Source organism: Micromonospora sp. NBC_00617, assembly GCF_045161355.1.
GTDB lineage: Bacteria > Actinomycetota > Actinomycetes > Mycobacteriales > Micromonosporaceae > Micromonospora.
The window spans coordinates 4,010,897-4,034,946 of record NZ_CP107751.1; the positions used below are offsets into that span (position 1 = coordinate 4,010,897).

Sequence of the window (24,050 nt, forward strand, 5' to 3'; positions counted from 1 at the left end):
CCCCCTACCCGCGAGAGGCAGCATCATGGACATCGCTCTCGACGTGCAGCGCGCACTCACCGACGAGGAGCTGCGCCGACTGGACGCCTACTGGCGTGCCGCGAACTACCTCACCGTCGGGCAGATCTACCTGCTGGGCAACCCCCTGCTGCGCGAGCCGCTGACCCCCGACGACATCAAGCCACGGCTGCTCGGGCACTGGGGCACCAGCCCCGGACTCAACCTGATCTACGCGCACCTCAACCGCGTGATCGTCGCCCGCGACCTGAACGCGATGCTGGTCACCGGCCCCGGGCACGGCGGCCCGGCGATCGTGGCCAACACCTGGCTGGAGGGCACCTGGTCGGAGCGCTACCACGACGTGGCGCGCGACGAGGCCGGGATGGCCCGGCTGTTCCGGCAGTTCTCCTTCCCCGGCGGCATTCCCAGCCACGTCGCGGCGGACGTGCCGGGCTCGATCCACGAGGGCGGCGAGCTCGGGTACGCCCTGAGCCACGCCTACGGCGCCGCGTTCGACCACCCGGACCTCGTGGTGGCCTGCGTCGTCGGCGACGGTGAGGCGGAGACCGGGCCGCTGGCCGGCAGCTGGCTCTCCAACGTCTTTCTCAATCCGGCCCGCGACGGCGCGGTGCTGCCCATCCTGCACCTGAACGGCTACAAGATCGCCAACCCGACCGTGCTGTCCCGGATCCCCGAGGCCGATCTGCTCGACATCATGCGGGGTTCGGGCTACCAGCCGTACGTGGTGTCCGGCGACGACCCGGCCGTGGTGCACCGCACCCTCGCCGCGACGATGGACCGGGCGCTGGACGAGATCGCCGAAATCCAGCGACGGGCCCGTTCCGGGGGTGTCGTCGAGCGCCCCCGCTGGCCGATGATCGTGCTGCGGACGCCGAAGGGCTGGACGGGCCCGCGCGAGGTCGACGGCACCCAGGTGGAGGGCACGTACCACGCCCACCAGGTGCCGCTGTCGGGCGTCCGCGACAACCCCGCCCACCTGGGCGAACTGGAGCAGTGGCTGCGCAGCTACCGGCCGGAGGAGCTGTTCGACGCCACCGGCGCTCCGGTCGACGAGCTGCGGACGCTGCCGCCACGCGGTGACCGACGGATGAGCGCCAACCCGGTCACCAACGGCGGCGTGGTCCTGCGCGACCTGACCCTGCCCGACTTTCGCGACTACGGCGTGGACGTTCCCGAGCCGGGCCAGCCGATGGCCGGCGCGACCGGGGTGCTCGGCCCGTGGATCCGCGACGTGATCACCGCGAACCCGCAGACGTTCCGGCTGTTCGGCCCGGACGAGGTCACGTCCAACCGGTTGGGCGCCGCCTTCGAGGTGACCGACCGGGCCTGGATCGCCGGCACGGTCCCCGGCGACGACCACCTCTCCCCCGACGGCCGGGTCATGGAGGTGCTCTCCGAGCACCTGTGCCAGGGCTGGCTGGAGGGTTACCTGCTGACCGGCAGGCACGGCCTGTTCACCAGCTACGAGGCGTTCATCCACATCGTCGACTCGATGGTCAACCAGCACGCCAAGTGGCTGAAGGTGACGCGGGCGATCCCCTGGCGGCAGCCCCTCGCCTCGCTGAACTACCTGTTGTCCAGCCACGTCTGGCGGCAGGACCACAACGGATTCTCGCACCAGGACCCGGGCTTCATCGACCACGTGGTCAACAAGAAGGCCGAGGTGGTGCGGGTCTACCTGCCGCCGGACGCCAACACCCTGCTCGCCACCATGGACCACTGCCTGCGCAGCCGGCACTACATCAACGTCGTGGTGGCCGGTAAGCAGCCGTCGCCGAACTGGCTGACGATGGACGAGGCGATCCAGCACACCCGGCGCGGCCTGGGCATCTGGGAGTGGGCCAGCAGCGACGGCGGCAGCGAGCCGGACGTCGTCATGGCCTGCTGCGGTGACGTGCCCACCCTGGAGACGCTGGCCGCCACCGAGCTGCTGCGCGATCACCTGCCGGAGCTGAAGGTACGGCTGGTCAATGTGGTCGACCTGATGCGCCTGCAGCCGGACACCGAACACCCGCACGGCCTGCCAGACAAGGAGTTCGACACCATCTTCACCGCGGGCCGGCCCGTCATCTTCGCCTACCACGGCTACCCGTGGCTGATCCACCGCCTGACCTACCGCCGCTCCAACCATGACAACCTGCACGTGCGCGGGTACAAGGAGGAGGGCACCACCACCACCCCGTTCGACATGGTGGTGCTCAACGACCTGGACCGGTTCCACCTGGTCATCGACGTCATCGACCGGGTGCCCGGCCTCGGCGCTCGCGCCGCGCACCTGCGCCAGCAGATGATCGACGCCCGCCAGGCCGCCCGCGACTACACCCGCGAACACGGCGAGGACGACCCCCGGGTCGCCGAGTGGCGCTGGGTCCGCGAGACCGACCCGACCAACCCCTGAGGAGGACGACGTGCGGGATGCGGAGATCCTGGTCGGCTACGACGGCTCCACCGACGCGTCGGTGGCCCTGGACTGGGCGCTGGCCGAGGCCGAGCACAGCGGCCAGCCGGTGCGACTGGCGTACGTCTTCGAGTGGCTGACGGTGGCCAGCTGGGTCGGTCCGGGCGTGGCGCCCGGCATCTGGCCGGACGACACCGCCCGGCGGCAGGCGGACGACCTGGTCCGCAAGGCCGCGGCGGACGCCGCCGCCGCGCACCCCGGCCTGACGATCACCAGCGAGGTGTACGACGGGCCTCCGGCCCTGGTGTTGCAGGAGCGCTCTGTCGACGCGGGGCTGCTGGTGCTCGGCAGCCGGGGCCACGGCGGATTCGGCGGGCTGCTGGCCGGGTCGACGGCGGTGGCGGCCGCCGCGCACGCGCACTGCCCGGTCGTGGTGGTCCGCGACGGGACCGCCAGCGAGCCGAAAGCCCCGGTGGCGGTCGGGGTGGACGGTTCGGAGCCGTCGCTGGTGGCGCTCGGGTTCGCGACCGAGCGGGCCGCCCAACGCCGGGTGCCGCTGCGCGTGCTGCACGCCTGGACCCCCGGCCCCGGCGGGGCGGCCGGGGCGCCCGACGAGCAGACCGCCGTCGAGGAGGCGCTGGAGCCGTGGCGGCGGACGTTCCCCGAGCTGGACATCACGCTCGATTTCGTCGCGGGCAGCCCGGCGGGGACGCTCATCGAGTCGAGCCGGTCCGCGCAGTTGGTGGTGGTCGGCAGTCGGGGCCGGGGTGGGCTGGCCGGGATGCTGCTCGGCTCGGTCAGCCAGCAGGTGATCCAGCACGCCGGCTGCCCGGTCGCGGTCGTCCGGGAACGTTGAGACGGGCCAGATCAAGCGGCAACCGCAGCTCACTGCCGCTCGGGGGCCGGGTCGAGGGTGAAGAACGTCTCCTCCTCCTGTGCCAGGTGCAGGCGGAGAACGGCGTCCAGCCCGTAGAGCGTGGCCAACAGATCGGGAACCTGGTCCGGGCGCAGCCGGCCGTCGGTATGGGTGAGCTGAGCGCCGAGCATGTCGACCTGGCGGCGGATCTCCACGTGAACGCGGCTCATCGTCGAGGTCGCCTCGCCGGTGCCCAGCGGGTCGGCCAGCGCGGGATAGAGCTGGCGCTCCTCAGCGGCCTCGTGCGGCAGCACCCGCTCGACCAGCCGGCGGTGCGTCTCGCGTAGCGCCGGCAGGCACCGTGTGGACGCGGCGTCGGTGGCGACCAGGTCGGCGGTGTCGCGTAGCCCGGCCAGCACGTCGCGTACGGCCTGGTGTTCCCCGGCGTAGCGGGCGAGCAGATCCCGGGTGGCCGGGGGGATGTCGCGGCGACGCAGTCCACCGCGTAGGGCCCGCAACGCGTTGAGGATCACCAGCACGTCGATGCCCTCCTGCAGAAACGCGCCGGCGACCGGGGGCAGCCGGCCGGCCGCCGCCGCGAGCATCGCCAGCACGGCGAGTCCCATCCCGACGGCGGCACTCTGCACGGCGATGCGACGGGCGTACCGCGCGATCTCCACGGCGTCGGCGAGGCGGTCCAGCCGGTCCACCGTGAGCACCGCGTCGGCCACCTCCGCCGACGCGTTCGCGCCGGTCGCGCCCATCGCCACACCCACGTGCGCCTGGGCCAGCGCCGGAGCGTCGTTGACGCCGTCGCCGACCATCACAGTGACGGCCCGGTCGGCCTCCTCCCGAACCCTGGCCACCTTCTCCTGCGGCGTGCAGCGGGCCAGCACGTCGTCCACACCGACCGCCTCGGCGACCTGGGCGGCGGTGGCCGGTCGGTCGCCGGTGACCATGACGACGCGCCGCAGCCCCGCCGCGCGCAGCCGGCGAACGGTCCGGCGGGCGTCGGGGCGTACCGGGTCCTCCAGCAGGATCGCGCCGAGCGGGCCGCCGTCGTCGCTCACCCAGACGGCGGACCAGCCGGCCAGCTCGGTACGCGCCCGCGCCCGGTCCGCCCACTCGGGCAGCTCGCCAGTGAGCTGACCGACCCGGACCAGCCGTCCGTCCACGCGACCGCTGACCCCGAGGCCCGGCTCCTCGGTCACGTCGGTCGGTTCGGTGAGCGCCAGCCCTCGCTCACGGGCCTGCCGCACCAACGCGGCGGCCAGCACGTGCGGGGAGAGTTGTTCCACCGACGCCGCCAGGCGCAACACCTCGTCCCGGTCGCCGCCGGGAGCGACGACCGTCTCGGCCGTACGCGGCCGGCCGGCGGTGAGCGTGCCGGTCTTGTCGACCAGCAGGGTATGGGCCCGGCCGAGCAGCTCCAACGCGCCGCCGTCACGGACCAGCACCCCGCGTCGGGCCACCCGCGACAGCCCGGACACGATCGCGATCGGGGTGGCCAACAGCAGCGGGCAGGGGGTGGCCACCACCAGCACCGCCACCGCCCGGACCAGGTCGCCGGAGAGCAGCCACGCCAACCCCGCCAGCACCAGCGTGAACGGGACGAACGCCGCCGCGTACCGGTCCGCCAGCCGAACCATCGGGGCCTTGTGCGCGGTGGCCTCCTCGGCCAGCCGGACGATCCCGGCGTACGTGCTCTGCGCCGCGCTCTTCGTCGCCCGCATGCCGAACCCCGCGCCCGCGTTGACCACGCCACTGGCCACCGCCTCCCCGGCCGAGCGCTGCACCAGCCGCGACTCCCCGGTCACCACCGACTCGTCCAGGGTGGCCGCCTCGTCGACGGTTCCGTCGACCGGTACCACGTCACCGGGCCCGACCAGCAGCCGATCCTTCACCGCCACCCGGTCCAGGGGCACCACCTCGATCGCGCCGCCGGCGCCCCGTCGACGCGCGGTACGCGGGGCGCGCTCGAGCAGGGCGCGCAGGTCCCGGGTCGCCCGGCGCTGCGCGTACGCCTCCAACGACCGTCCGGTCGCCACCATCACCGCGATCACCGCCCCGGCCAGGTACTCCCCGATGCCGAGCGCACCGGCCAGAGCCAGAACGGCGATCACGTCCACGCCGAAATGCCGACGCCACAACTCCCGCAGCGTCGACCAGACGGCCGGCACCAGCGCGGCCACCGTGACGGCAGCCCAGATCACCTCGGCCGCACCGGGTCGGCCGACGACCCGCAGCACCGCGCCCGCCAACACCGCGGCACCGAGCCCGACCAGCGGCGCCCACGCCCACCACCGCCGGACGCGCTCGCGCGCCGGCCGCTTGTCGACGCACTCGGTCGGCTCCCCTGCCATTTGCGCATCGTCGCAGCCCACAGCCTTTCATCGGCCCCACACGGTGGGATCCGCCCCGCCGGCCGCCGGCGGTGTCTGGAGCAGACCGATGCCAGCGGCCTCTCCGCCAGCCTGATGAGGCCCGGCGGGCCGGGCCACGCCGCTTGCACAGGGCCCCGGCCGGTGGGCGGACGACCGGGGCGGCCGGGACCTATGGCCCCTGCGTCACCAGCTCCGATGCCCCAGGATGGAGCGGCAACGCACCGCGCGTCACCGCCCGGTGAGGCACGATGGGCAGAGACGGAAAGGTCGTGACGATGAGTCAGGACAGTCAGCTGACGACCGCGCTGGCGGAGGCCGCCGCCACCGCCGGCCACGCCCCCTCGGTGCACAACACGCAGCCGTGGCGCTGGCGGGTGCTCCCCGACGCGCTGGAGCTGCGCACGGTCGCCGACCGGCAGCTCCAAGCCAGCGATCCGGAGGGACGACTGCTGGCGATCAGCTGCGGCGCCGCCCTGCACCACGCCCGGCTGGCGCTCGCCGCCGAGGGCTGGCGCGCGGTGGTGCGACGCCTGCCCGACCCGGGCGATCCCAGCCTGCTGGCCCGCCTGACCGATCTGAGCCAGACGGCGGCCGACCCGGACGCCATGCGCATGGTGCAGTGCATGTCGGTGCGGCACACCGACCGGCGGCCGGTCAGCGACGAGCCGGTGCCCACCGACTCGATCGGGGAGATCGCGCGGGCAGTCACCGCCGAGGGCTGCCGATTCCAGGTCCTCGACCGCGACCAGGTGCTGGAGTTGGCCGCCACGGCCGGGCACGCCAGCGCGGTCGAGGCCGAGGACCCGGAGCTGCGCGCCGAGTTGGCGTACTGGACGAGCCGCGCCGACACCAACACCGGTCTGCCCCCCGAGGTGCTCCCCGCCGAGCCGCCACAGACCACCGTGCCGGGCCGCGATTTCGGCCGTCCCGGCAGCCTGCCGATCGGCCCCGGCCACGACCGCGCGGCGGTGTACGCGCTGCTGCACGGCGACGAGGACGATCGGGACAGCTGGCTGCGCGCCGGTGAAGCGCTCTCCGCCGCCTGGCTGACCGCCACCCGACTCGGCGTGTCGGTGGTGCCGCTCAGCGCGGTGGTCGAGATCCCGGGCACCCGGCAGGCCCTGCGTCAGGTGCTCGCCGGCATCGGCTTCCCGTACCTCGTGCTGCGCATCGGAATCGCGGACCCGGCACACGCCGGCCCGCCGCACACCCCGCGACTGGCCAGCGAGCAGGTGGTGGACACCTCCGCGGTGCGCGGCGAGCGGGCCTGACGGGGGCGGATCGACGGTGTACGCCGGCGCTACGATCACGCGATGATCAGCAGCGTCCCGCAGCCCCGCCCAGAATCCCCGGTGACGCCGTCGCTCGGGTTGAGCCCCCTGTCCCGGGTCCGCCTCGACGAGCTGCTCCAGGAGATGCTGGACCGGGTCGGTGAGGTGATGACCAGCCGGGAGCGGCTGCGGGCGCTGCTCGACGCGGTCGTCGGCATCGGCACCAACCTGGATCTGCGCACCACCCTGCGTCGCATCGTGCAGGCGGCCTGCGAGCTGGTCGGCGCCCGGTACGGCGCGCTGGGCGTGGTCGGCCCGGACCGGCTGCTGCACGACTTCATCGTGCACGGCATCACGCCCGAGCAGCACGCGCAGATCGGCGACCTGCCGCACGGGCGGGGCGTGCTCGGCCTGCTCATCGACGAACCCCGCCCGCTGCGCATGCCGGACATCACCCAGCACCCGCGCTCCTACGGCTTCCCCGCCAACCACCCGCCCATGCACAGCTTCCTGGGCGTGCCGGTGCTCATCCGGGAGCAGGTGTTCGGCAACCTCTACCTGGCCGAGAAGCAGGGCGGCGCGCAGTTCACCGAGGACGACGAGGAGATCGTCGTCGCGCTCGCGGCGGCCGCCGGTGTGGCCATCGAGAACGCTCGCCTGTACGCCCTGGCCCACCGACGGGAACGCTGGCTCGCCGCGACCGCCGAGATCACCACGGTGCTGCTCGGTGAGGTACGTCGCACCGATGCCTTGGCGCTGGTCGCCCGCCGGGCCCGGGAGGTCGCCGAGGCGGAGCTGGCGCTGGTGCTGCTCCACGACAGCGAGACCGCGCAGTTCACCGTGGAGGTCGTCGACGGCGTCGACGAGCGGGCCCGGGCGCTGGTCGGCGCGGTCCTGCCGGCCGCCGACACCAGCTTCGGGGCGGCCGTCGCCGACGGCCGGCACGACCAGGTGGACGACCTGGCACACGCCGCGCCGTGGCCGGCGCTGCTGCACACCGGGCCCGCGATCGTCTCACCGCTGGCCACCGCCGACACTCTGCACGGCGTGCTGATCGTGGCGCACCGGCCCGAGCGCGGCGGCGGTGCCAGCGACGAGGACGTGGCGCTGCTCGGCAGCTTCGCCGGTCAGGCGGCGCTGGCGATGGAACGGGCCCGCGGCCAGGAGGAACGGGAGCTGCTGGTGGTCCTGGAGGACCGCGAACGGATCGCCCGCGACCTGCACGACGTGGTGATCCAGCGGCTCTTCGCCACCGGCCTGCAGTTGCAGAGCGCCGCGCCGATGATGACCCGCCCCGAGGTCGCCAGACGGATCAACGCGGCCGTCGACGACCTCGACGCCACCATCCGCGACATCCGGCGCACCATCTTCGAGCTGCGGACGCCGATGACCGCCGCGCTGCGCACCGAGATCAGCGAGGCCATCGAACTGGCCGCCGAGTCGCTGGGCTTCAAGCCGCACCTGGAGGTGACCGGCCCGGTGGACAGCGCCGTGCCGGACACCATCCGCCCGGATCTCACCGCCGTGCTGCGCGAGGCGCTGTCCAACACGGTCCGGCACGCGCAGGCCACCCGCGTCGACGTGGCCGTACGCGTCGACGGGGGTCAGGTCAGCGTGACGGTCACCGACGACGGGGTGGGCTGCGACCCGGCCACCGCCCGAGGTGGCCTCATCAACCTGCGGGAACGCGCCGACCGCCTCGGCGGCATCTTCACGATCCGCCCGGCCGTTCCGCACGGCACCGAGCTGTGCTGGTCGGTGCCCCTGCGCGACTGACCGGCGCGGGCCGGGTCAGGGCGTCTTACCCAGCAGTCGGGTGGCCAGGACGGCAGCTTGAGTGCGGCGCTCCAGGCCCAGCTTGGCCAGCACGCTCGACACGTAGTTCTTCACCGTCTTCTCGGCGAGGAACATCTTTCCCGCGATCTCGCGGTTGGTCAGCCCCTCGGCCACGTACTCCAGGATCCGCCGCTCCTGCTCGGTGAGCGACTTCAACTCGCGCGGCTGCTCGACGCCGTTGCGGATGCGCTCCAGCACCCGGGCGGTGATCGCCGGGTCGAGCAGGGACTGCCCGGCCGCCACCCGGCGCACCGCGTCGACCAGGTCGGTGCCGCGGATCTGCTTGAGCACGTACCCGGCGGCCCCCGCCATGATCGCGGCGAACAGCGCCTCGTCGTCCTCGTACGAGGTGAGGATCAGGCCATTGATGGACGAGTCGACGGCCCGGATGTCGCGGCACACGTCGATGCCGTTGCCGTCGGGCAGCCGGGCGTCGAGGATCGCCACGTCGGGCCGCAGCGCCGGGATGCGGCGGGACGCCTCCTGCGCGGAGCCGGACTCGCCGACCACCTCGATGTCCCCGCTGCTCTGCAGCAGGTCGGCCAGGCCACGGCGGACGACCTCGTGGTCGTCGAGGAGGAAGACGCGGATCATTACTCGTTTCTACCCGCGCCGAGCGACGGGTGCACGGGCCAAAGGTCCCGACCGGAGGGACCGACTGTCGGTGGGGCGGTCGGGCCCGGCGGGTCGGGACGTCCGGCCCTGCTCGGCACGGCTGGATCGGCGGACCGTGGGGGTGCGCCGGCCGTCGCGGCTCGACGACCGGCCCACCGGAAGGAGCACCGCCATGGACATCGGCTACACCGCGGACCAACTGCGGGCCGCCGCCGCCGACGCGGTCCGCGCGCCGTCGCTGCACAACACACAGCCGTGGCGGCTACGGCTGCGCGACGGTGGGATCGAGGTGCTGGCCGATCCGACCCGGCGACTGCCGGCGACCGATCCGAACGGTTGGGGCGTACGGGTCGCGTGCGGCGCCGCCCTGTTCAACCTGCGGCTCGCGCTGGCCGTGGCTGGCGTCCCGGCCCAGGTACGGCTGCGCCCCGACCCGGCCGAACCGGATCTGCTGGCTCGGCTGGTGCCGGACATCCCGCGCCGGCCCACACCCGCCGAGCAGAGCCTGTACGTGGCCATCCCCCGCCGGTTCAGCAACCGGCTGCCGTTCTGGCCGGACCCGGTGCCGTCCGACTCGCGGTGGCGCCTCGGAGAGGCGGCCCGCGCCGAGGGATGCTGGCTGGAGTTGCTGGTCGGGGTGAGCGCGGTGAACGCGTTCGGCGAGATCGCTCGCAGCGCGCACCGGGTGCTGGAGCGCGACCCGGCGTACCGCGCCGAGCGGGAACAGTGGCTGCGTCACGAGCCCGCGCCGGACGGCGTACCCGCCTCGGCCGGCGGCCCGCAGCACGAGCCGCAGGACGTGCTGCCGACGCGCGGCTTCGGTGGGCGCGACCGCGCGCCGGGACGCGACTTCGAACCCGAGCCGCTGGTGGGGGTGCTCGGCTCGGTCGGCAACACCGCCATCGACCAGGTGGTCGCCGGGCAGGCCCTGCAACGGGTGCTGCTCACCGCCACCGACTCCGGGTTGAGCGTGTCGATGCTGTCCCAGCCGATCGAGGTGCCGACCGCCCGGGAGCAGCTACGGGTGTCGCTGGGGCGGTTCGGCACGCCGCAGATGGTGCTGCGCATCGGGTACGGCCAGCCGGGCCGACCCACCCCGCGCCGGGCGATCGACGAGGTGCTCGCGGCACCGACCGCCGGTTCGGTCACGGTGTAGGTGATCCGACGACCGCCGGTCAGCTCGCCACCGGCCCGGCCGCGGCGAGCAGGGCGGCCTCCCGGGCCGGGTCCAGGCCGACCGAACCGCGACCGGGTCTGCCGGCGCGCGGCGGGACCGCGGCCCGGGACGGCTGACCGCGTTGAACGTCCCGCCCCGCCGTCGTGCGCCCTGGTCCAGCATCCAGCCGGCCAGGTCGCGCACGTCGATGCACTGGATCGGCAGCTCGGCCGGGCCGGGGGCGAGCACGTCACCGCCCCGCGCCATGCGGCTCAGCCACCAGGGCAGCCGGCCGATGTCCTCCCCCGGGCCGAGGATGAGCCCGGCCCGGGCGATCAGCGCCCGGTCACCGAAGACCGCCCGTACCGCCCGCTCCGCCCCCGCCTTGAGGTGCTGGTAGTCGCCGTCGACGGCGTCCGGGTCGGCGTCGGCCACCGGCGCGGTCTCGTCCGAGCCGGGCACCACCGGGTCGGCGTAGACCGAGCCGCTGGACACGTAGGTGTAGTGCCCGACGGCGTCGACCAGCGCGCGGGCAGCGTCGCGCGCGGCGCGCGGAGCGCCGTCCCAGGTGTCGACCACCAGATCCCACTCACCGTCCGCGAGCGCCGCCAGGCCGTCCGGCGCGCTCCGGTCGCCCCGCAACCGGTGTACGCCGGGCGGGACCGCCCCGTGCAGCCCTCGGTTGAACACCGTCACCGACCAGCCCCGGCGAACCGCCTCGGCGACCGTCGCACCGCCCACGAAACCCGTACCACCCAACACCAGCAATCTCATGGGCCCCACCCTGCCGGGTGGGTGTGGCGGGTGGCGCTCCTGTTCACGGCGAGCGGATCTGCCCTCGGCAGAACCCCGCCCCGACGTCCGCGCGGCCGGATCGGGCCGGCAACCGGGCTCGGGCCGGTCAACCGAGGCCAGGTTGGTCAACGGGGCTCGGGCCGGTCAACCGGCGAGCAGCCGGTCCAGCGGGCGGGGCACGGCGCCCGGGTCGAGAGCGCGCACGAGCGCCCCCGCGTAGCGGGCCTTGCGGCCACTCATCGTCCCCAGAAAGCGCCGCAGTTGCCGCTCGACCGAGCGTCCGCGCTGGGCGGGCTGGTTCTGGAACACCCGCAACCGGGCCAGGTCCCCCTGCTCGGCGATGACCCGCTCGACGCCGTCGCTGCCGAGCGCACGGATCAGCTCGTCCTCCAGGTCGGTCACGCACACCTCGAAGCCGAGCACCTCCATCGCCGACCGGGTCAGGCCGGCACCGAGACCCACCTGCTCCAGGCCACGCCGGAAGAAGCCCTCCTCGGCCTCATCACACAGCCCCCGCACGGTCACGGCGAGGCCCTGCGCGCCGAAGAGCCGCAGGTAACGACCGACGCTCATCGCGCCTCCGAGCGGCACCACGCACACCCCCTCGGTGGCCAGATCGCGGTGCCGTCGTTCAGCTAGCGCCTCCACGGCGCGTTGGTCGCTGACCCCCTCGACGAGCACGACGGTACGCAGGCCGGCGGCCGACTCCCGGGCCGCGTCGGCGGCGGTCGCGGCGTCCGGACCGCCGGCCGCCCAGACGCGTACGGCGGCGCGGAAGCGGTCCGGCTCAGGCACGGGACCGAGTCTCGCAACGACCAACCCGCGTCACAACCGGATTGTCCGGTCTGTCGGGCGTCGGGGTCCCGCGGTGGTGTCACCACAGCAAACGGCTCGTCACCGAGGATGCGGTGACGAGCCGTAGTGAACTGGTGGGCGATACTGGGTTTGAACCAGTGACCTCTTCCGTGTCAAGGAAGCGCGCTCCCACTGCGCCAATCGCCCGTGGTTTCCGCCCGGCCCGGGAACTCAAGCCCGTCGAGGCGAAATCGCGAGCGGACGACGGGATTCGAACCCGCGACCCTCACCTTGGCAAGGTGATGCGCTACCAGCTGCGCTACGTCCGCACGTCCCCGACGAACGCCGGCGACGCGACAAACTCTACCCGATGCCAAGATCGGCGGGCGCGCGACCCTGGGCGGGGGCGATTGCGCTGGTCGCCGCCGGGGTACTGAGGGACCTCGACAGCGCACCACACCCCCTAAGGAGGCTGTCGTGGGTATCGGCACCAGCATCTTCCTGATCGCGCTCGGCGCGATCCTCACCTTCGCGCTCGACGCGAGCGTCGGCGGCATCAACCTCGACGTGGTCGGCTGGATCCTGATGGGCGCCGGCGTGCTCGGCCTGATCATGACCACGCTGGTCTGGGGTCGCCGCCGCCAGGCGGTCCCCGTCGCCACCGAGCAGCCGGTGGAGTATCGCCAGGTCGAGGAACCGGTCGAGTACCGCCGGGTCGAGGAGCGGCGGGACATCGCCCCGCCGCTGTGACACGACCATCGGCCACCACTGACGGAACTGGCGGAGCATCCGGGCCGGCCACCTCGGCAGAGGCGGCCGGCCCGACGTCATCGTGGCCCCCACGCGCCACGGGAGGGACGGGCTCCGGGGGTGACGCAGCCCGCCCCGCTCACCGCATGAGGGCGTTGAGCGTGCCGTAGTCGAGGGCGTCCGCCAGCGCGTCGTACGTGCCCGCGCCGAGGGCCTCGTCCGCAGCCCGGCGGGCGAGGGCGTACGCGGCCTGCGCGATCGATGAGCCGAGGCTCACCCGCGCCACCCCGAGCCGGGCCAGGTCCCCCACCGCCGGGGCGCCCGGCCCGGCGAGCACGTTCAGCGGCGCCGGCACCGCCCGCACCAGCGCGCGGATGGTCACCGGGTCGACCACCCCGGGCACGAAGATGCCGTCCGCGCCGGCGGCGAGATAGGCGGTGGCCCGGGCCAGGGTCTCGGCGACGTCCCCAGCGCCACTGAGGAACGTGTCGATCCGGGCGTTGACGAACAGCGGCAGACCCGCGGCGTCGGCCGCGTCCCGCACCGCGCCGATCCGGGCGCACTGGTCGGGCGCGTCGCGCAGCGGTGGGCCGCCCTCGCGTCGGGCGTCCTCGATGTTCACGCCGACGACACCGGCGTCGAGCACGGCCCGGGTGGTCACGCCGACCTCCGCCGGCGTCCCCCCGTACCCGGACTCGATGTCCGCGGTGACCGGCTGCGGCACCGAGGCGGTGATCCGGCGGACCAGGTCGACGGCCGCGTCGCGGCCGAGGATGTCACCGTCGGGCGCCCCGAGACTCCAGGCGACGCCGGCGCTGGTCGTGGCCACCGCCCGGGCACCGGCGGCGGCCACGACGCGGGCGCTCGCGGCGTCCCAGGCGTTGACCAGGACCAGCGGCGACCCGGGGGTGTGCAGGGATCGGAACAGTTCGGCTCGGGTGTGGTGTTCGCTCACGCGGCAAGTCTCGGTCGGCCCCCGCAGCCGCCGGTAATGTTTTAGCGCCAGCTGAAACCACCGGGGGTGTCGTGGTCGCCATCAGCATGTCGGCGGGCGCCGTCGCTCGCATCCGGTTCGCCGTCTCCTGCCTGTGGGAGGTCGTCGCGAGTGTCCGCGTGCTGCGCGACCCCGGAGACCACGCGGTCCACCTGCCCTGGGTACGCCGGGTGCGTCGACCCCTTGTCGAGGCGGGGCTGATCGAGGCGGACACCGGGCTGCTCTGGCAACTCGTGCCGGCCCCTCCCGGCTACCTGGCCGACTTCCTCACCCCGCCGCCGGCCGACCTCAACCCCGATCTGGCCGCCGAACTGACCGCCCTGCGGGCCACCCCGGCCGGTTCCGTCCGCGCCCACCTCGACCTGTATCCGGGCGACCGGACACCGGCGCTGGCCGCCCTGTACGCCGACCCGCCGGCCGGGCTGCGCCGCCTCAGCGCGGAGATCGAGGCGTACTGGCGGATCGCCCTGGCCCCGCACTGGCCGCGGCTGCGGCTGCTGCTCGACGCCGACGTCACCGCACGCGCCCGCCTGCTCGCCGAGGACGGCGCGGCGGTGCTCCTCAACGATCTGCACCGGCAGGTGCGGTGGGAGGGCGACACGCTTGTCGTCGCGCAGCGACACTGCCTGGCCCCGGACGTCGCGGACGGCCCGGGCCTGGTGCTGGTCCCGTCGGTCTTCGTCTGGCCGTCGGTGCTGAGCGTGTCCGCCGGGGACGCGCCGCAGCTCGCCTACCCCGCCAGTGGGCTGGGCACCCTCTGGGAGCGGCCGAACGATGTCCCGGACGCGCTGGCCGCCGTGCTCGGCCGCGGGCGGGCCCGGCTGCTCACCGAACTGGTCGGGGAGGCGAGCACCACCGAACTGGCCCGTCGCAGTGGGATGTCGCCCGGCGGCGTCTCCCAGCACCTCACCGCATTGCGCGCGGCCGGTCTGGTGGTGACCCACCGCCGGGGTCGGAGCCTGCTCAGCGCCCGCACCGACCTCGCCGAGGCGCTGCTCTCGGCAACGGCATAGCCGTCGTCCGGGCCGGCGGATCACCGACGGCCGATCGTTCCGGCTGCTGACCTTCTGACCGGGCCGCCCCGTCCGCCGACACGTTCCGGAGCAGATCCTCGTCCGGAACGCAGAAAAGCCGCCCCGGGGCATGGTCAACGAGGCGGCGGATTGCGAAACTGCTCACAATGTCCAGCACACCGCTGTCCCTGCCGCAGCCATCGGCGCGGACGACCGAGTTCGGCCGGGACGCGCTCATCGTCTGCGAGAACCTGGTGCGGATCTACCAGACCGGTTCGGTCGAGGTGCAGGCACTACAGGGCCTGGACCTGGCCGTGCAGAGCGGTGAGCTGGTCGCCGTCGTCGGTGCCTCCGGGTCGGGCAAGTCGACGCTGCTCGCCATCCTGGCGGGCATCGACGCCCCCACCGCCGGGCGGGTCCGGGTCGAGAACTGGAATCTGCTGGCGATGTCCCGCGCGGACCGGGTGGACTACCGGCGGCACACCGTCGGGTTCGTACGGCAGCAGACGGCGAGCAACCTGATCCCCTACCTGACCGCACGGGAGATGGTGGACCTGCCGATGACGGCGGCCCGCACCGCGAAGAAGGAGCGCCGGGAGCGCGCGGCCGAGTTGCTGGACAGCCTCGGTGTCGCCGACTGCGCCGACCGGCGCCCCGGGCAACTCTCCGGCGGGCAGCAGATGCGGGTCGCGATCGCGGTGGCGCTGGCCAACCAGCCGCGGGTCCTGCTCGCCGACGAGCCGACCGGCGAGCTGGACGCCGCCACGTCCGCGGAAGTCTTCGGCGTGCTGCGGAACGTCAACCGGCGATACGGCGTCACGGTTGTCGTCGTGACCCACGACCCGGAGGTCAGCGGGCAGGTCGAACGGACCATCGCGATCCGGGACGGGCGCACCAGCAGCGAGGTGCTGCGTCGCACCACCACCGACGCCGAGGGCGACACCCACGTGATCGCCGAGGAGTACGCCGTGATGGACCGGGCCGGGCGGGTCCAGGTGCCCCGCGAGTTCCGCCAGGCGCTGGCGCTGACCCGACGGGTCCGGCTGGCCCTGGAACCCGACCACATCACGATCCGCCCCGACTTGGGAAGCGGCGAATGAGCAGCGAGCCGCTGCTGCGCGTGCACGGCGTACACCGGCGCTTCCGCACCGGGCCGACAGTCGTCCACGCCCTGCGCGGGGTGTCGTTCGACGTGGCCGCCGGTTCCATGGTGGCGCTCGTCGGCCGGTCCGGCTCGGGCAAGACCACCCTGCTCAACGTCATCGGCGGCCTGGACCGCCCGGACGCCGGCACCGTGCACGTCGACGGCGCCGACATCGGCGCGCTCGACGAGGACGGCCTGTCCCGGCTGCGGCGCGAGAAGGTGTCGTACGTCTTTCAGAGCTTCGGACTGATCCCGGTGCTGTCGGCCGCGGAGAACGTCGCCGCCCCGCTGCGGCTGGCCCGCACCGCCCCGGCCGAGCGCGAGCGGCGGGTCGAGTTGCTGCTGGATCTGGTCGGCCTGGCCGATCACGCCCGGCAGCGGCCGACCGAGCTGTCCGGCGGCCAGCAGCAGCGGGTGGCGATCGCCCGCGCGTTGGCCGCCTCGCCCCGGCTGCTGCTCGCCGACGAGCCCACCGGGCAACTGGACGCCGAGACAGGTCTGTCGGTGATGGCCCTGCTGCGCGGGATAGCCGAATCCGAAGGCGTCACCGTGCTGGTGTCGACGCACGACGCGGTGATGATGGCGCTGGCCGACCGGGTGATCCGCATCCACGACGGGCACCTCGACGAAGAGGCGACCGGGCAGCCGTACGGGCCCGTGCCGGACGCCAGGTGACGCGACGATGCTGAGGCTGGTCAGCCGGCGTGCCCGCGCGCAGTGGCCGTTGCTGGCAGCCCTCCTCGGGGTCGTCACGATCGGCGCGACCCTGCTGGGCACCTGCACCCTGCTGGTCACCCGCACCGCCGAGCGGGCGCTGGAGGTCGCCATGGCCCGCGCCGCCCCCGCCGCCGTCGACGTGACCGTCTACACCGGCGCCGTGGAGGGCCGCGACGCCCGGTCCGTCGCCGCCGACACCCGCACCGTGATGACCTCCGCGCTCGCACCGTTTCCGGTGACAACGACCGCGCGGGCGTCGACAGTGCTGCGGGCGCTGCCGCCCGCGCTCGCCCGGGGCACCACAGTCCCGGCCCAGGCGTACCTGTCGGGGCTGGACGACCTGCCGGCCCGAGCCGAGCTGATCACCGGACGCTGGCCACAGCACCCTGGCGACGCGGTGCTGCTGGAGTCCACCGCCGGGCTCCTCGGCCTCACCCCCGGTAGCCGGGTACGCCTCGGCGCCGAACTGGCCCACGCCCCCGTCCCGGCCGTCGACGTGACCGTCGTCGGCGTCGTACGCCCGCTGCCCGGGCGCGGCTGGGACCGCGACCCGCTCGCCGCGGCCGGCTCCGCCACCGGCTACCGGGACGGCCGCTTCCTGCAGCCGGTCAACGCCTACGGCCCGTTCCTCGTCAACCTCGCCGACCTGCTCACCACCGGCGCCACCGTCGACCGGATGGAAATCACCGCCCATCCGGACCTGTCCCACCCCAACCGCCGCGACCTGGAGACCATGGCCGGGGCCGTCGGCGGTGCCGACCGCCGGCTGGGCGGCACCCTCGGCGACCGCGTCACGCTCGCGCGTGTCTCCTCCGACCTGGCGCTGACCCTGCGGGCCGCCGACGACCAACGGCACGTCACCGCCGCCGTCGTGCTCGCCATCGCCGTCCTCGGCGGTGTCCTGGCCGCGACGGCACTCGTCCTCGCCGGCCGGCTGACCGCGGGAATCCGCGCGGACGAGACCGCCCTGCGCTCGGCCCTGGGCACCAGCCCTCGCCAACTCGCCGCCACCGCGACACTCGAGGCCGGGATCGTCGCCGCCGTCGCCGCGGCGCTGGCGATACCGGCCTCGGCAGCCGTGCACGCCGGCCTGACCCACCTCTCGCCGCTGGACGACGCCGGCCTGACCGTCCGGCCGGCCATCACCGGCGTCCAGGTCCTCGCGGTGGCCGGCGGCGCGCTGGTGCTCACCGCTGTACTCACCGTCCTGGCGATCCGGCCCGTCCCGGCACCTGGCGACCGGCGTACCCGCCGCGAACTGCTGGCCCGATCCGGCGCCGACCTGATGCTCGCGCTGTTCGCCGTCGCCGGATGGTGGCAGCTGCAGGCGCAGCCCACCGCCGCCAGCCCACGCGCCGACGCGGTCCGGATGCTCGCGCCAGCGCTGCTGCTCACCGCGGGCGCCGCCCTGGCGCTCCGGGTGGTACTGCCCGCCCTGCGCGGCGCCGACCGGCTGGCGTACCGCGCCCGCGGGTTGGCGCTTCCGCTGGCGGTCTCCGAGAGCGCCCGCCGGCCGCAGGCGGTGGCTGCCGGGCTGCTCGTCGGGCTGGCCTGCGCGGGGGGAACCTTCGGCCTCGCCTTCGACGCCACCTGGCACCAGTCGCAGCGCGACCAGGCCGCGCTCTCCGTCGGCACCGACCTGGTACTCACCCTCGGCACGACGCCGGTGCCCGGAGACGGCGCGGTCGTCAGCGCGGCCACCGCCGGGGCGGTGAGTCCGGCCCTCAACCGTGGTACCGCCGTCGGTCAGTGGCTCGGCACCGCCGGCGATGCGCCACGCCTGGTCGCCGTCGACACCACCCGCGCCGACGCGCTGCTGCGCGGGCCGGTGGACAGCGACCGCGGATGGGCTGACGTGGGTGCCACGCTGGCACCACGCACCCGGGTCACCGGCCTCGCCGTCGCGGCCGGCGCCCCGCTCGTCCTGAGCGGGACCGCAGCCGGCGGCGCCTCGCTCGCCGTGACGCCCCGGCTGCTGCTGCAGGACGCCACCGGCCTGCGCACGTCCTGCACCGGTCCGGCCGTGCCGCTCGACGGCCGAAAGGTGCGGCTGCCCGCCTGCGCGACGGCTGACGGGCTGCGCCTCGTCGCGGTCGCCCTGCCGGTCACCGCCGACGCGGGCGACGAACCCGTGGCCACCGCTGGACCCGTCGCCGTGGCCGTCACGCTCACCGTGCCGCCCACCGGGCCGGCGGACAAATCCGCCGACGGGTCGGCCTGGACCGCCACGTCCGCGCCGCCGGTCCCGAGCAAGCTGAGCAACCTGAGCGTCCTGCTGTCTCCCACGCCGACGGGAACAGCGCTGCGGATGGCCGCGACCGTCGACCTCGGCGGCGCCGACGACGCCGCCCGGACCCTCGTCGCCACCGCCTTTGCGGACCCCGGCCCGGTGCCCGTCGCCGTGTCCGCCCGCTTCGCCAGCGAGGTCGGTGTCGACAGCGGCAGCCAGCTCAGCGTCACCGTCGGCACCACGCCCGTCCCGATCGTCGTCACCGAGGTCGTGCCGACCGTACCGTCCGCCCCCGGCGCCGTCGCCGTCCTGGCCGACCTGGACACGCTGTCCCGCGCACGCGCCGTCACCGGCGACCTGACATTCCCGGTCGACGCCTGGTGGGTCGGCCACCCCGCCGGTGCAGGCGCCGCCGAGCGGGCCACCGCCCTGCACCTGGGCACCGTCACGAACCGCGCGGCGGAGACCGCCCGCCTCACCGGCGGCCCGCTGCGCGCCGGCCTACCGGCCGCGCTCCGGCTCATCGTCCCGGCAGCGGCCCTGCTGCTGCTCGCCGGCGCCGTCCTGCACGTCACCTGCGATCTGCAGGTCCGCGCCGTCGAGGTGGCGCGGCTGCGCGGCCTGGGTATGTCCCGGCGCGGCATCCGGGCCGTGCTGCTCGGCCAGCACGTCGGGGTTCTGCTGCCCCTGCTCGCGGCGGGCGCGGCCGTCGGCGCGCTCGCCACCCGCATCGTCGCGCCCCTGCTGGTGCGCTCCGACACCGGCGCCGCGCCCATCCCGGCCGCCCAGCCACAGTGGCCGTGGCCAGCCGAGACCGCGCTGCTCGCCGTGCTGCTGGCCGGATGCCTGCTGGCGGTCGCCGTCGTGGTCACCGTCCAGGTCCGCCGGGCCGACGCCGCGCACCTGCGGGTAGCGCCGTGAACCGGTGGCTGACCCGCCGGTTGCCGGCGCCGCACTGGCCCAGCATCCGCGGCCGTGGCCGGACCGATGTCGGACCACTGCTGCTCACCGCCGCCGTCATCGCGGCCGTCGCGCTGCTCGCCGGGGCCGTGCCGGCGCTGCTGCGCGCCGCCGCCGACAACGCCGTCCAGGACGCGGTCCGCCGCGCCGGCCAGGACTCGAACGTCCTCGTACGCGCCGACTGGGAACGCGACGACGGCCCGACCGGCGGACGGGTCCGGACCGCCCGCCTCGCCGATGACGTCGACGACTTCCGCACCCGGGCGGCGTACGCGCTCGGGCCCGACCTGGACGCCGCGCTACTTTCGCCCATCGCCGTCGTCAACGGCCCGATCCTCACCATCACCGACGGCAACGCGCCGCGTACCTTCCAGTTCACCTACCTGGCCGGTGATCTCGGCGGCCCGGACGTGACCTGGATCGCCGGCAGCGCGCCCGGCCCCACCGTCGCCGCCGAATACGTCGAGACCCCCTACAAGGGACCGCCCTGGCCGGTGCAGGTCGGCATCTCCGAGGCGGACGCCACCGGACTCAGCCTCGGCCCCGGCGATCGAATCCCGGTCAAGGACGGCCAGGGTCGGGACCGGGACGTCCGGATCAGCGGAATCTACCGACCCGCGGACAGCGCCGACCCCGCCTGGCGACTCGCCCCGGCGCTCCTGCGCCCCGTGCCCGGCGCCGACGGCGTGGGGATCACCCGGTTCGCCGGCCTGCTGTCGCGCGAGTCGCTGCCGGACGCCCGGCTCGCCGTCGACGAGGACCAACTGCGGCGCACCGTCCATTTCGCCCCCGAACCCGACGCGCTCACCTGGGACACCACCGCGGCGCTCGCCAGTCAGGTGGTCAAGCTCAAGGCAGCCTCCGGCTCATCAGCCACCCGCGATGAGTCCCTGAAGTGGGAGTCGCAACTCGACACCACCCTGCGCGACGTCCGTGGACGGATCAGCGCCGCCTGGGCGCAGGCCGCCGTCCTGCTCACCGGGGTGCTGACCGCCACGGTACTGGTCCTGCTACTCGCCGCCGACCTGCTGGTCCGCCGCCGCGACCCGGCGCTGAGCGCCGCCCGGCAGCGTGGGGCGGCGCTACCCGACCTCGGTGCGGAGCTGACCATCGAGTCCACAGTGGTGTCCCTCGCGGCCGCCGCCGTCGGGCTCACGCTCGCCCGCGCGGCGGCTCCGGGCGTCGCCTGGGCCTGGGCCGTTCCCGCTGTCCTGGCCGGTGCCGTCGCCGGCCCGGCGTTCGGCATCCTCGCCGCCGCCCGCGCCAGCCGCGACCGGCGTCAACCCGCCAACCCGGCCGCTCGGCGCTGGATCCGGGCCACCGGCCAGCTGCGCCGCGCCGCTGTGGAGGCCGCTGTCCTGATCGCCGCGGTCGCCGCCTTCGTCACCCTGCACCAGCGCGGGCTCCTGTCCGTCGCCTCCGACGGCGACACCGGCGAGCTGACCGGCGACACGATCCTGCCGATCAGCGCTCCCGCTCTGGGCGTGCTCGTCGGTGCGCTCGTCCTGATCCGGCTGCTGCCCCTCGGGGCACGGTTCGCGCTTCGACAGGCCCTGCGCTCGCGCCGCCCGCTGGCCGTGTTCGGTGCCGCCCGGGCCGCCGCAACGGCCGGGCGCGCGCTACCGCTGCTGGTTCTGGTGAGCGCCACGGCGCTCGCGTCGTTCGCGCTCATCCTCGGCAGCACAGTCACCCGGGGCCTGGCCGACGGCGCGTGGAGCAGCGTCGGCGCCGACGCTCGCCTCGACGTCGGCGCCGAGGCCGGGGCCGCCACGCCCGCGGTCGCCGAGCGCATCGCCGCCGCACCGGGGGTCGGGCAGGTCGTCGTCGCGCAGGTGACCGACTCGGCGCGCGTCTTCAGCGAATCGACACTGTTCACCCCACGCCTGGTCATCGTGGACGCCGAGGCGTTCCAGCGCCTGCTGGCCACCACCCCGCTGCCCGACGCGCCGGCGCTGGCCCGGCTCACGACACCCGTTCCCGGCCCGGGGGACGTCCCGGCGCTGGTCCGATCGAGCGACGGCGAGCTAGGGGCCGGCACGCGGTTGCAGCTGACCCGGGACGACGCCCCGGCGATCCGTCTCACCGCCGTCGGTACCGCGCCCTCCGTCGGTGGCGTCGGTGACGTCGTCATCGTGGACGCCGCGGCCCTCGCGAGCGCCGGGCTGCCCGCCGTTGCGAACACCGTCTGGGTGACCGGCCCCGGCGCGGCGCGGGCCGTGTCGAACAGCGGCGTCGCGGCCGACGTCGTGCTGCGCGCGGACGTCCTGCGGGCACAGCGAGTGGCTCCGCTGACCGCAGGGCTGTTACGGCTGGCGTGGACGGCCGCCGCGATGCTGCTGGCGCTGGGGCTGCTCGGCCTCACGCTCGCCGCCGCCGCGGGCGCGTCGGAGCGGTGGCAGACCCTGACCCGGCTGCGGACCCTCGGCCTGCGGCCACGCGACGCCCGCTGGGTCGCCGCCGGAGAGGTGCTGCCGCCGGTCGTGGCCGCTGCGGTGTGTGGCCCGCTCCTCGGGGCCCTGCTCGCACGCCTGACGCTCGGCCCGCTCGACCTGCGGCTGTTCACCGGCCAGGCCGCCGACCCGGGGGCGGTCCTGCCGTGGTGGCTGCTCGGCCTGGTGAGCGTGGCACTGCTGGCGGCGGCCGCGACGGTCGTACCTGTCGAGTCGGCGCTGCGGCGACGCGACCGGCTGAGCGAGGTGCTCCGCGCGGGCGAGTAGACGCCGGTGGGCTACGACCGAATTGACCAAGGCCCGTTACCGGATATCCGGTAACGGGCCTTCTGCCCTACTTGTACAGCTGGTGGGCGATACTGGGTTTGAACCAGTGACCTCTTCCGTGTCAAGGAAGCGCGCTCCCACTGCGCCAATCGCCCGTGCATAATGCCGAGGTGGGGACGGGATTTGAACCCGCGTGGACGGCTTTGCAGGCCGTTGCCTCGCCTCTCGGCCACCCCACCGAGGTTGCCCCCGTCATGCGTGGCGGCAGCTCCGAGCGGACGACGGGATTCGAACCCGCGACCCTCACCTTGGCAAGGTGATGCGCTACCAGCTGCGCTACGTCCGCACGCCCCCGGCGTTCCCGGGTGACGGATGAGAACTTTAGCCGAGCCGGTGAACGACTGCCAACCCGGGGGTCTGTGTCGGCGCGTCCCCTCCCGTCCGGGCAGCGCGGCATGCCGGATCCTGGAGGCAGGTCGGACCCACAGACCGCAGGCTTCCTAGGGAGCTGGACTGGTTTCTCGGTTGACTCCCGACCATCACCCTCCGGCATCCTGCGACGGTCGGTGTCGCCGTCCGGGCAAATGCCCCTCGACCAGCGGCGACGCGCCGCCGCAGCGAGCGGCGGAGCTCGATGGACCCCGCCGGGAGACCGGACCACGGCATTCCAGGGAAGTGTCCGGCTTCCGACTCTTACCTCACGAAACGGACGGTGGTGGTAACTGTTCGTGTTCGGGTGGATGGGCTACGGTAACGGTCGTGACGAGACGTGCGGCCGAGATCCGCCTGGATGCCCTGCTGCGCACGGCCTGCGACGTGATCGTGGAGCGCGGTCTGGCCAACACCCGGACGGCGGACGTGGCACAGGCCGCCGGCGTGAGTCAGGCCCTGGTGTTCTACCACTTCGCCACCAAGGAGCGACTGCTCGCGCAGGCGTTCGCGTACGCCGTCGAGCAGGACCTGGCCCGCCTGGACGCGGTCACCCGCTCCTCCGCTGCGCCGTTGACGAAGCTCCGCAGGATCCTCAAGCTCTACACCCCGGCCGGGCGGGCGACCTCCTGGTCGATGTGGATCGACGGCTGGTCCGAGTCGCTGCGCACCCCCGAGTTGGAGAAGGTGTCCCGGCGGCTCGACCTGCGCTGGCGGCAGGATCTCGCCGCCGTCATCGCCGCCGGGGTCGCCGACGGCACCTTCCAGTGCGCCGACCCGCAAGGGGCCGCGTGGCGGATCAGCGCCGTGATGGACGGCCTCGCCGTGCAGCTCGCCGTGCACGACCGGGTGATCTCCCGCCGGCAGTTCGGGGAGTGGGTGCGGCTGGTCACCTCCCGGGAGCTGGGCCTGGGCCCGGCCGACCTGGACTGAGCGGCGACGGCGCGACGGCGCCGCACGTCGGGCCGG

Annotated in this window: 16 protein-coding genes, 5 tRNA genes and 1 pseudogene; 12 read left to right on the forward strand and 10 right to left on the reverse strand. The window is 74.3% G+C overall.

The window, feature by feature from the left end:
- Positions 1–25: 25 nt before the first annotated feature.
- Positions 26–2,419 (forward strand): phosphoketolase, encoded by a 2,394-nt coding sequence (locus OG505_RS18325; protein ID WP_405426010.1) that lies wholly within the window; start codon positions 26–28, stop codon positions 2,417–2,419.
- A gap of 10 nt (positions 2,420–2,429) precedes the next feature.
- Positions 2,430–3,275 (forward strand): universal stress protein, encoded by an 846-nt coding sequence (locus OG505_RS18330; protein ID WP_405426012.1) that lies wholly within the window; start codon positions 2,430–2,432, stop codon positions 3,273–3,275.
- A 29-nt stretch (positions 3,276–3,304) separates the two neighbouring features.
- Here OG505_RS18330 and OG505_RS18335 read toward each other — a convergent pair whose 3' ends face one another.
- Positions 3,305–5,638 carry a heavy metal translocating P-type ATPase gene (locus tag OG505_RS18335; RefSeq protein WP_405426013.1) on the reverse strand — a complete coding sequence of 778 codons (2,334 nt, stop codon included), beginning with the start codon at positions 5,636–5,638 and terminating at the stop codon, positions 3,305–3,307.
- Between the two features lie 296 nt (positions 5,639–5,934).
- On the opposite strand from OG505_RS18335, the gene OG505_RS18340 reads away from it, so the two are divergent.
- Both OG505_RS18340 and OG505_RS18345 read left to right on the forward strand, forming a co-directional pair.
- On the forward strand, positions 5,935–6,930 hold the full coding sequence (locus tag OG505_RS18340) for an Acg family FMN-binding oxidoreductase (RefSeq protein ID WP_405426014.1): 996 nt from the start codon (positions 5,935–5,937) through the stop codon (positions 6,928–6,930).
- 42 nt (positions 6,931–6,972) lie between these two features.
- Entirely contained in the window at positions 6,973–8,706 is a 1,734-nt protein-coding gene (locus tag OG505_RS18345; RefSeq protein ID WP_405426015.1) for a GAF domain-containing protein, read from the forward strand.
- A gap of 15 nt (positions 8,707–8,721) precedes the next feature.
- Here the strand turns inward: OG505_RS18345 and OG505_RS18350 are convergent, their stop codons facing one another.
- The gene (locus OG505_RS18350) at positions 8,722–9,360 is read right to left on the reverse strand and encodes a response regulator (RefSeq protein ID WP_405426017.1); all 639 of its coding nucleotides are present in this window, start codon (positions 9,358–9,360) and stop codon (positions 8,722–8,724) included.
- Positions 9,361–9,553: 193 nt separating this feature from the next.
- Between OG505_RS18350 and OG505_RS18355 the strand changes: the two genes are divergently transcribed.
- Positions 9,554–10,537: an Acg family FMN-binding oxidoreductase gene (locus OG505_RS18355; protein WP_405426019.1), complete on the forward strand. Its 984-nt coding sequence runs from the start codon at positions 9,554–9,556 to the stop codon at positions 10,535–10,537.
- A 123-nt stretch (positions 10,538–10,660) separates the two neighbouring features.
- Here the strand turns inward: OG505_RS18355 and OG505_RS18360 are convergent.
- The 4 genes and pseudogenes from OG505_RS18360 to OG505_RS18375 form a co-directional block, all read right to left on the reverse strand.
- Positions 10,661–11,311, reverse strand: a pseudogene (locus OG505_RS18360) (NAD-dependent epimerase/dehydratase family protein); the annotation flags it as partial.
- A 165-nt stretch (positions 11,312–11,476) separates the two neighbouring features.
- Positions 11,477–12,127, reverse strand: a complete 651-nt coding sequence (locus OG505_RS18365) for a TOPRIM nucleotidyl transferase/hydrolase domain-containing protein (RefSeq protein WP_405426021.1) — start codon at positions 12,125–12,127, stop codon at positions 11,477–11,479.
- A 132-nt stretch (positions 12,128–12,259) separates the two neighbouring features.
- Positions 12,260–12,334, reverse strand: a tRNA-Val gene (locus OG505_RS18370).
- 49 nt (positions 12,335–12,383) lie between these two features.
- Positions 12,384–12,456, reverse strand: a tRNA-Gly gene (locus tag OG505_RS18375).
- Between the two features lie 148 nt (positions 12,457–12,604).
- Here OG505_RS18375 and OG505_RS18380 point away from each other — a divergent pair.
- Positions 12,605–12,877 (forward strand): DUF6458 family protein, encoded by a 273-nt coding sequence (locus OG505_RS18380; protein WP_405426023.1) that lies wholly within the window; start codon positions 12,605–12,607, stop codon positions 12,875–12,877.
- Positions 12,878–13,016: 139 nt separating this feature from the next.
- Here OG505_RS18380 and OG505_RS18385 read toward each other — a convergent pair whose 3' ends face one another.
- Positions 13,017–13,832 (reverse strand): isocitrate lyase/phosphoenolpyruvate mutase family protein, encoded by an 816-nt coding sequence (locus tag OG505_RS18385; RefSeq protein ID WP_405426024.1) that lies wholly within the window; start codon positions 13,830–13,832, stop codon positions 13,017–13,019.
- 71 nt (positions 13,833–13,903) lie between these two features.
- Between OG505_RS18385 and OG505_RS18390 the strand changes: the two genes are divergently transcribed.
- The 5 genes from OG505_RS18390 to OG505_RS18410 all read left to right on the forward strand — a co-directional run bounded on the left by OG505_RS18390 (position 13,904) and on the right by OG505_RS18410 (position 22,652).
- Entirely contained in the window at positions 13,904–14,884 is a 981-nt protein-coding gene (locus OG505_RS18390; RefSeq protein ID WP_405426026.1) for a DUF5937 family protein, read from the forward strand.
- A 167-nt stretch (positions 14,885–15,051) separates the two neighbouring features.
- On the forward strand, positions 15,052–15,984 hold the full coding sequence (locus OG505_RS18395) for an ABC transporter ATP-binding protein (protein ID WP_405426028.1): 933 nt from the start codon (positions 15,052–15,054) through the stop codon (positions 15,982–15,984).
- Positions 15,981–16,703: an ABC transporter ATP-binding protein gene (locus tag OG505_RS18400; protein WP_405426030.1), complete on the forward strand. Its 723-nt coding sequence runs from the start codon at positions 15,981–15,983 to the stop codon at positions 16,701–16,703. Before OG505_RS18395 ends, OG505_RS18400 begins: the two co-directional genes overlap by 4 nt.
- Before the next feature lie 7 nt (positions 16,704–16,710).
- The gene (locus tag OG505_RS18405) at positions 16,711–19,896 is read left to right on the forward strand and encodes a permease (RefSeq protein ID WP_405426032.1); all 3,186 of its coding nucleotides are present in this window, start codon (positions 16,711–16,713) and stop codon (positions 19,894–19,896) included.
- Entirely contained in the window at positions 19,893–22,652 is a 2,760-nt protein-coding gene (locus OG505_RS18410; RefSeq protein WP_405426034.1) for an FtsX-like permease family protein, read from the forward strand. Before OG505_RS18405 ends, OG505_RS18410 begins: the two co-directional genes overlap by 4 nt.
- Before the next feature lie 80 nt (positions 22,653–22,732).
- Here the strand turns inward: OG505_RS18410 and OG505_RS18415 are convergent.
- The 3 genes from OG505_RS18415 to OG505_RS18425 form a co-directional block, all read right to left on the reverse strand.
- A tRNA-Val gene (locus OG505_RS18415) sits at positions 22,733–22,807 on the reverse strand.
- Between the two features lie 13 nt (positions 22,808–22,820).
- Positions 22,821–22,891 (reverse strand) — tRNA-Cys (locus OG505_RS18420).
- 34 nt (positions 22,892–22,925) lie between these two features.
- Positions 22,926–22,998: transfer RNA gene (locus OG505_RS18425), tRNA-Gly, on the reverse strand.
- Positions 22,999–23,411: 413 nt separating this feature from the next.
- Here OG505_RS18425 and OG505_RS18430 point away from each other — a divergent pair.
- Positions 23,412–24,014, forward strand: a complete 603-nt coding sequence (locus tag OG505_RS18430) for a TetR/AcrR family transcriptional regulator (protein WP_405426036.1) — start codon at positions 23,412–23,414, stop codon at positions 24,012–24,014.
- Positions 24,015–24,050: the final 36 nt, after the last annotated feature.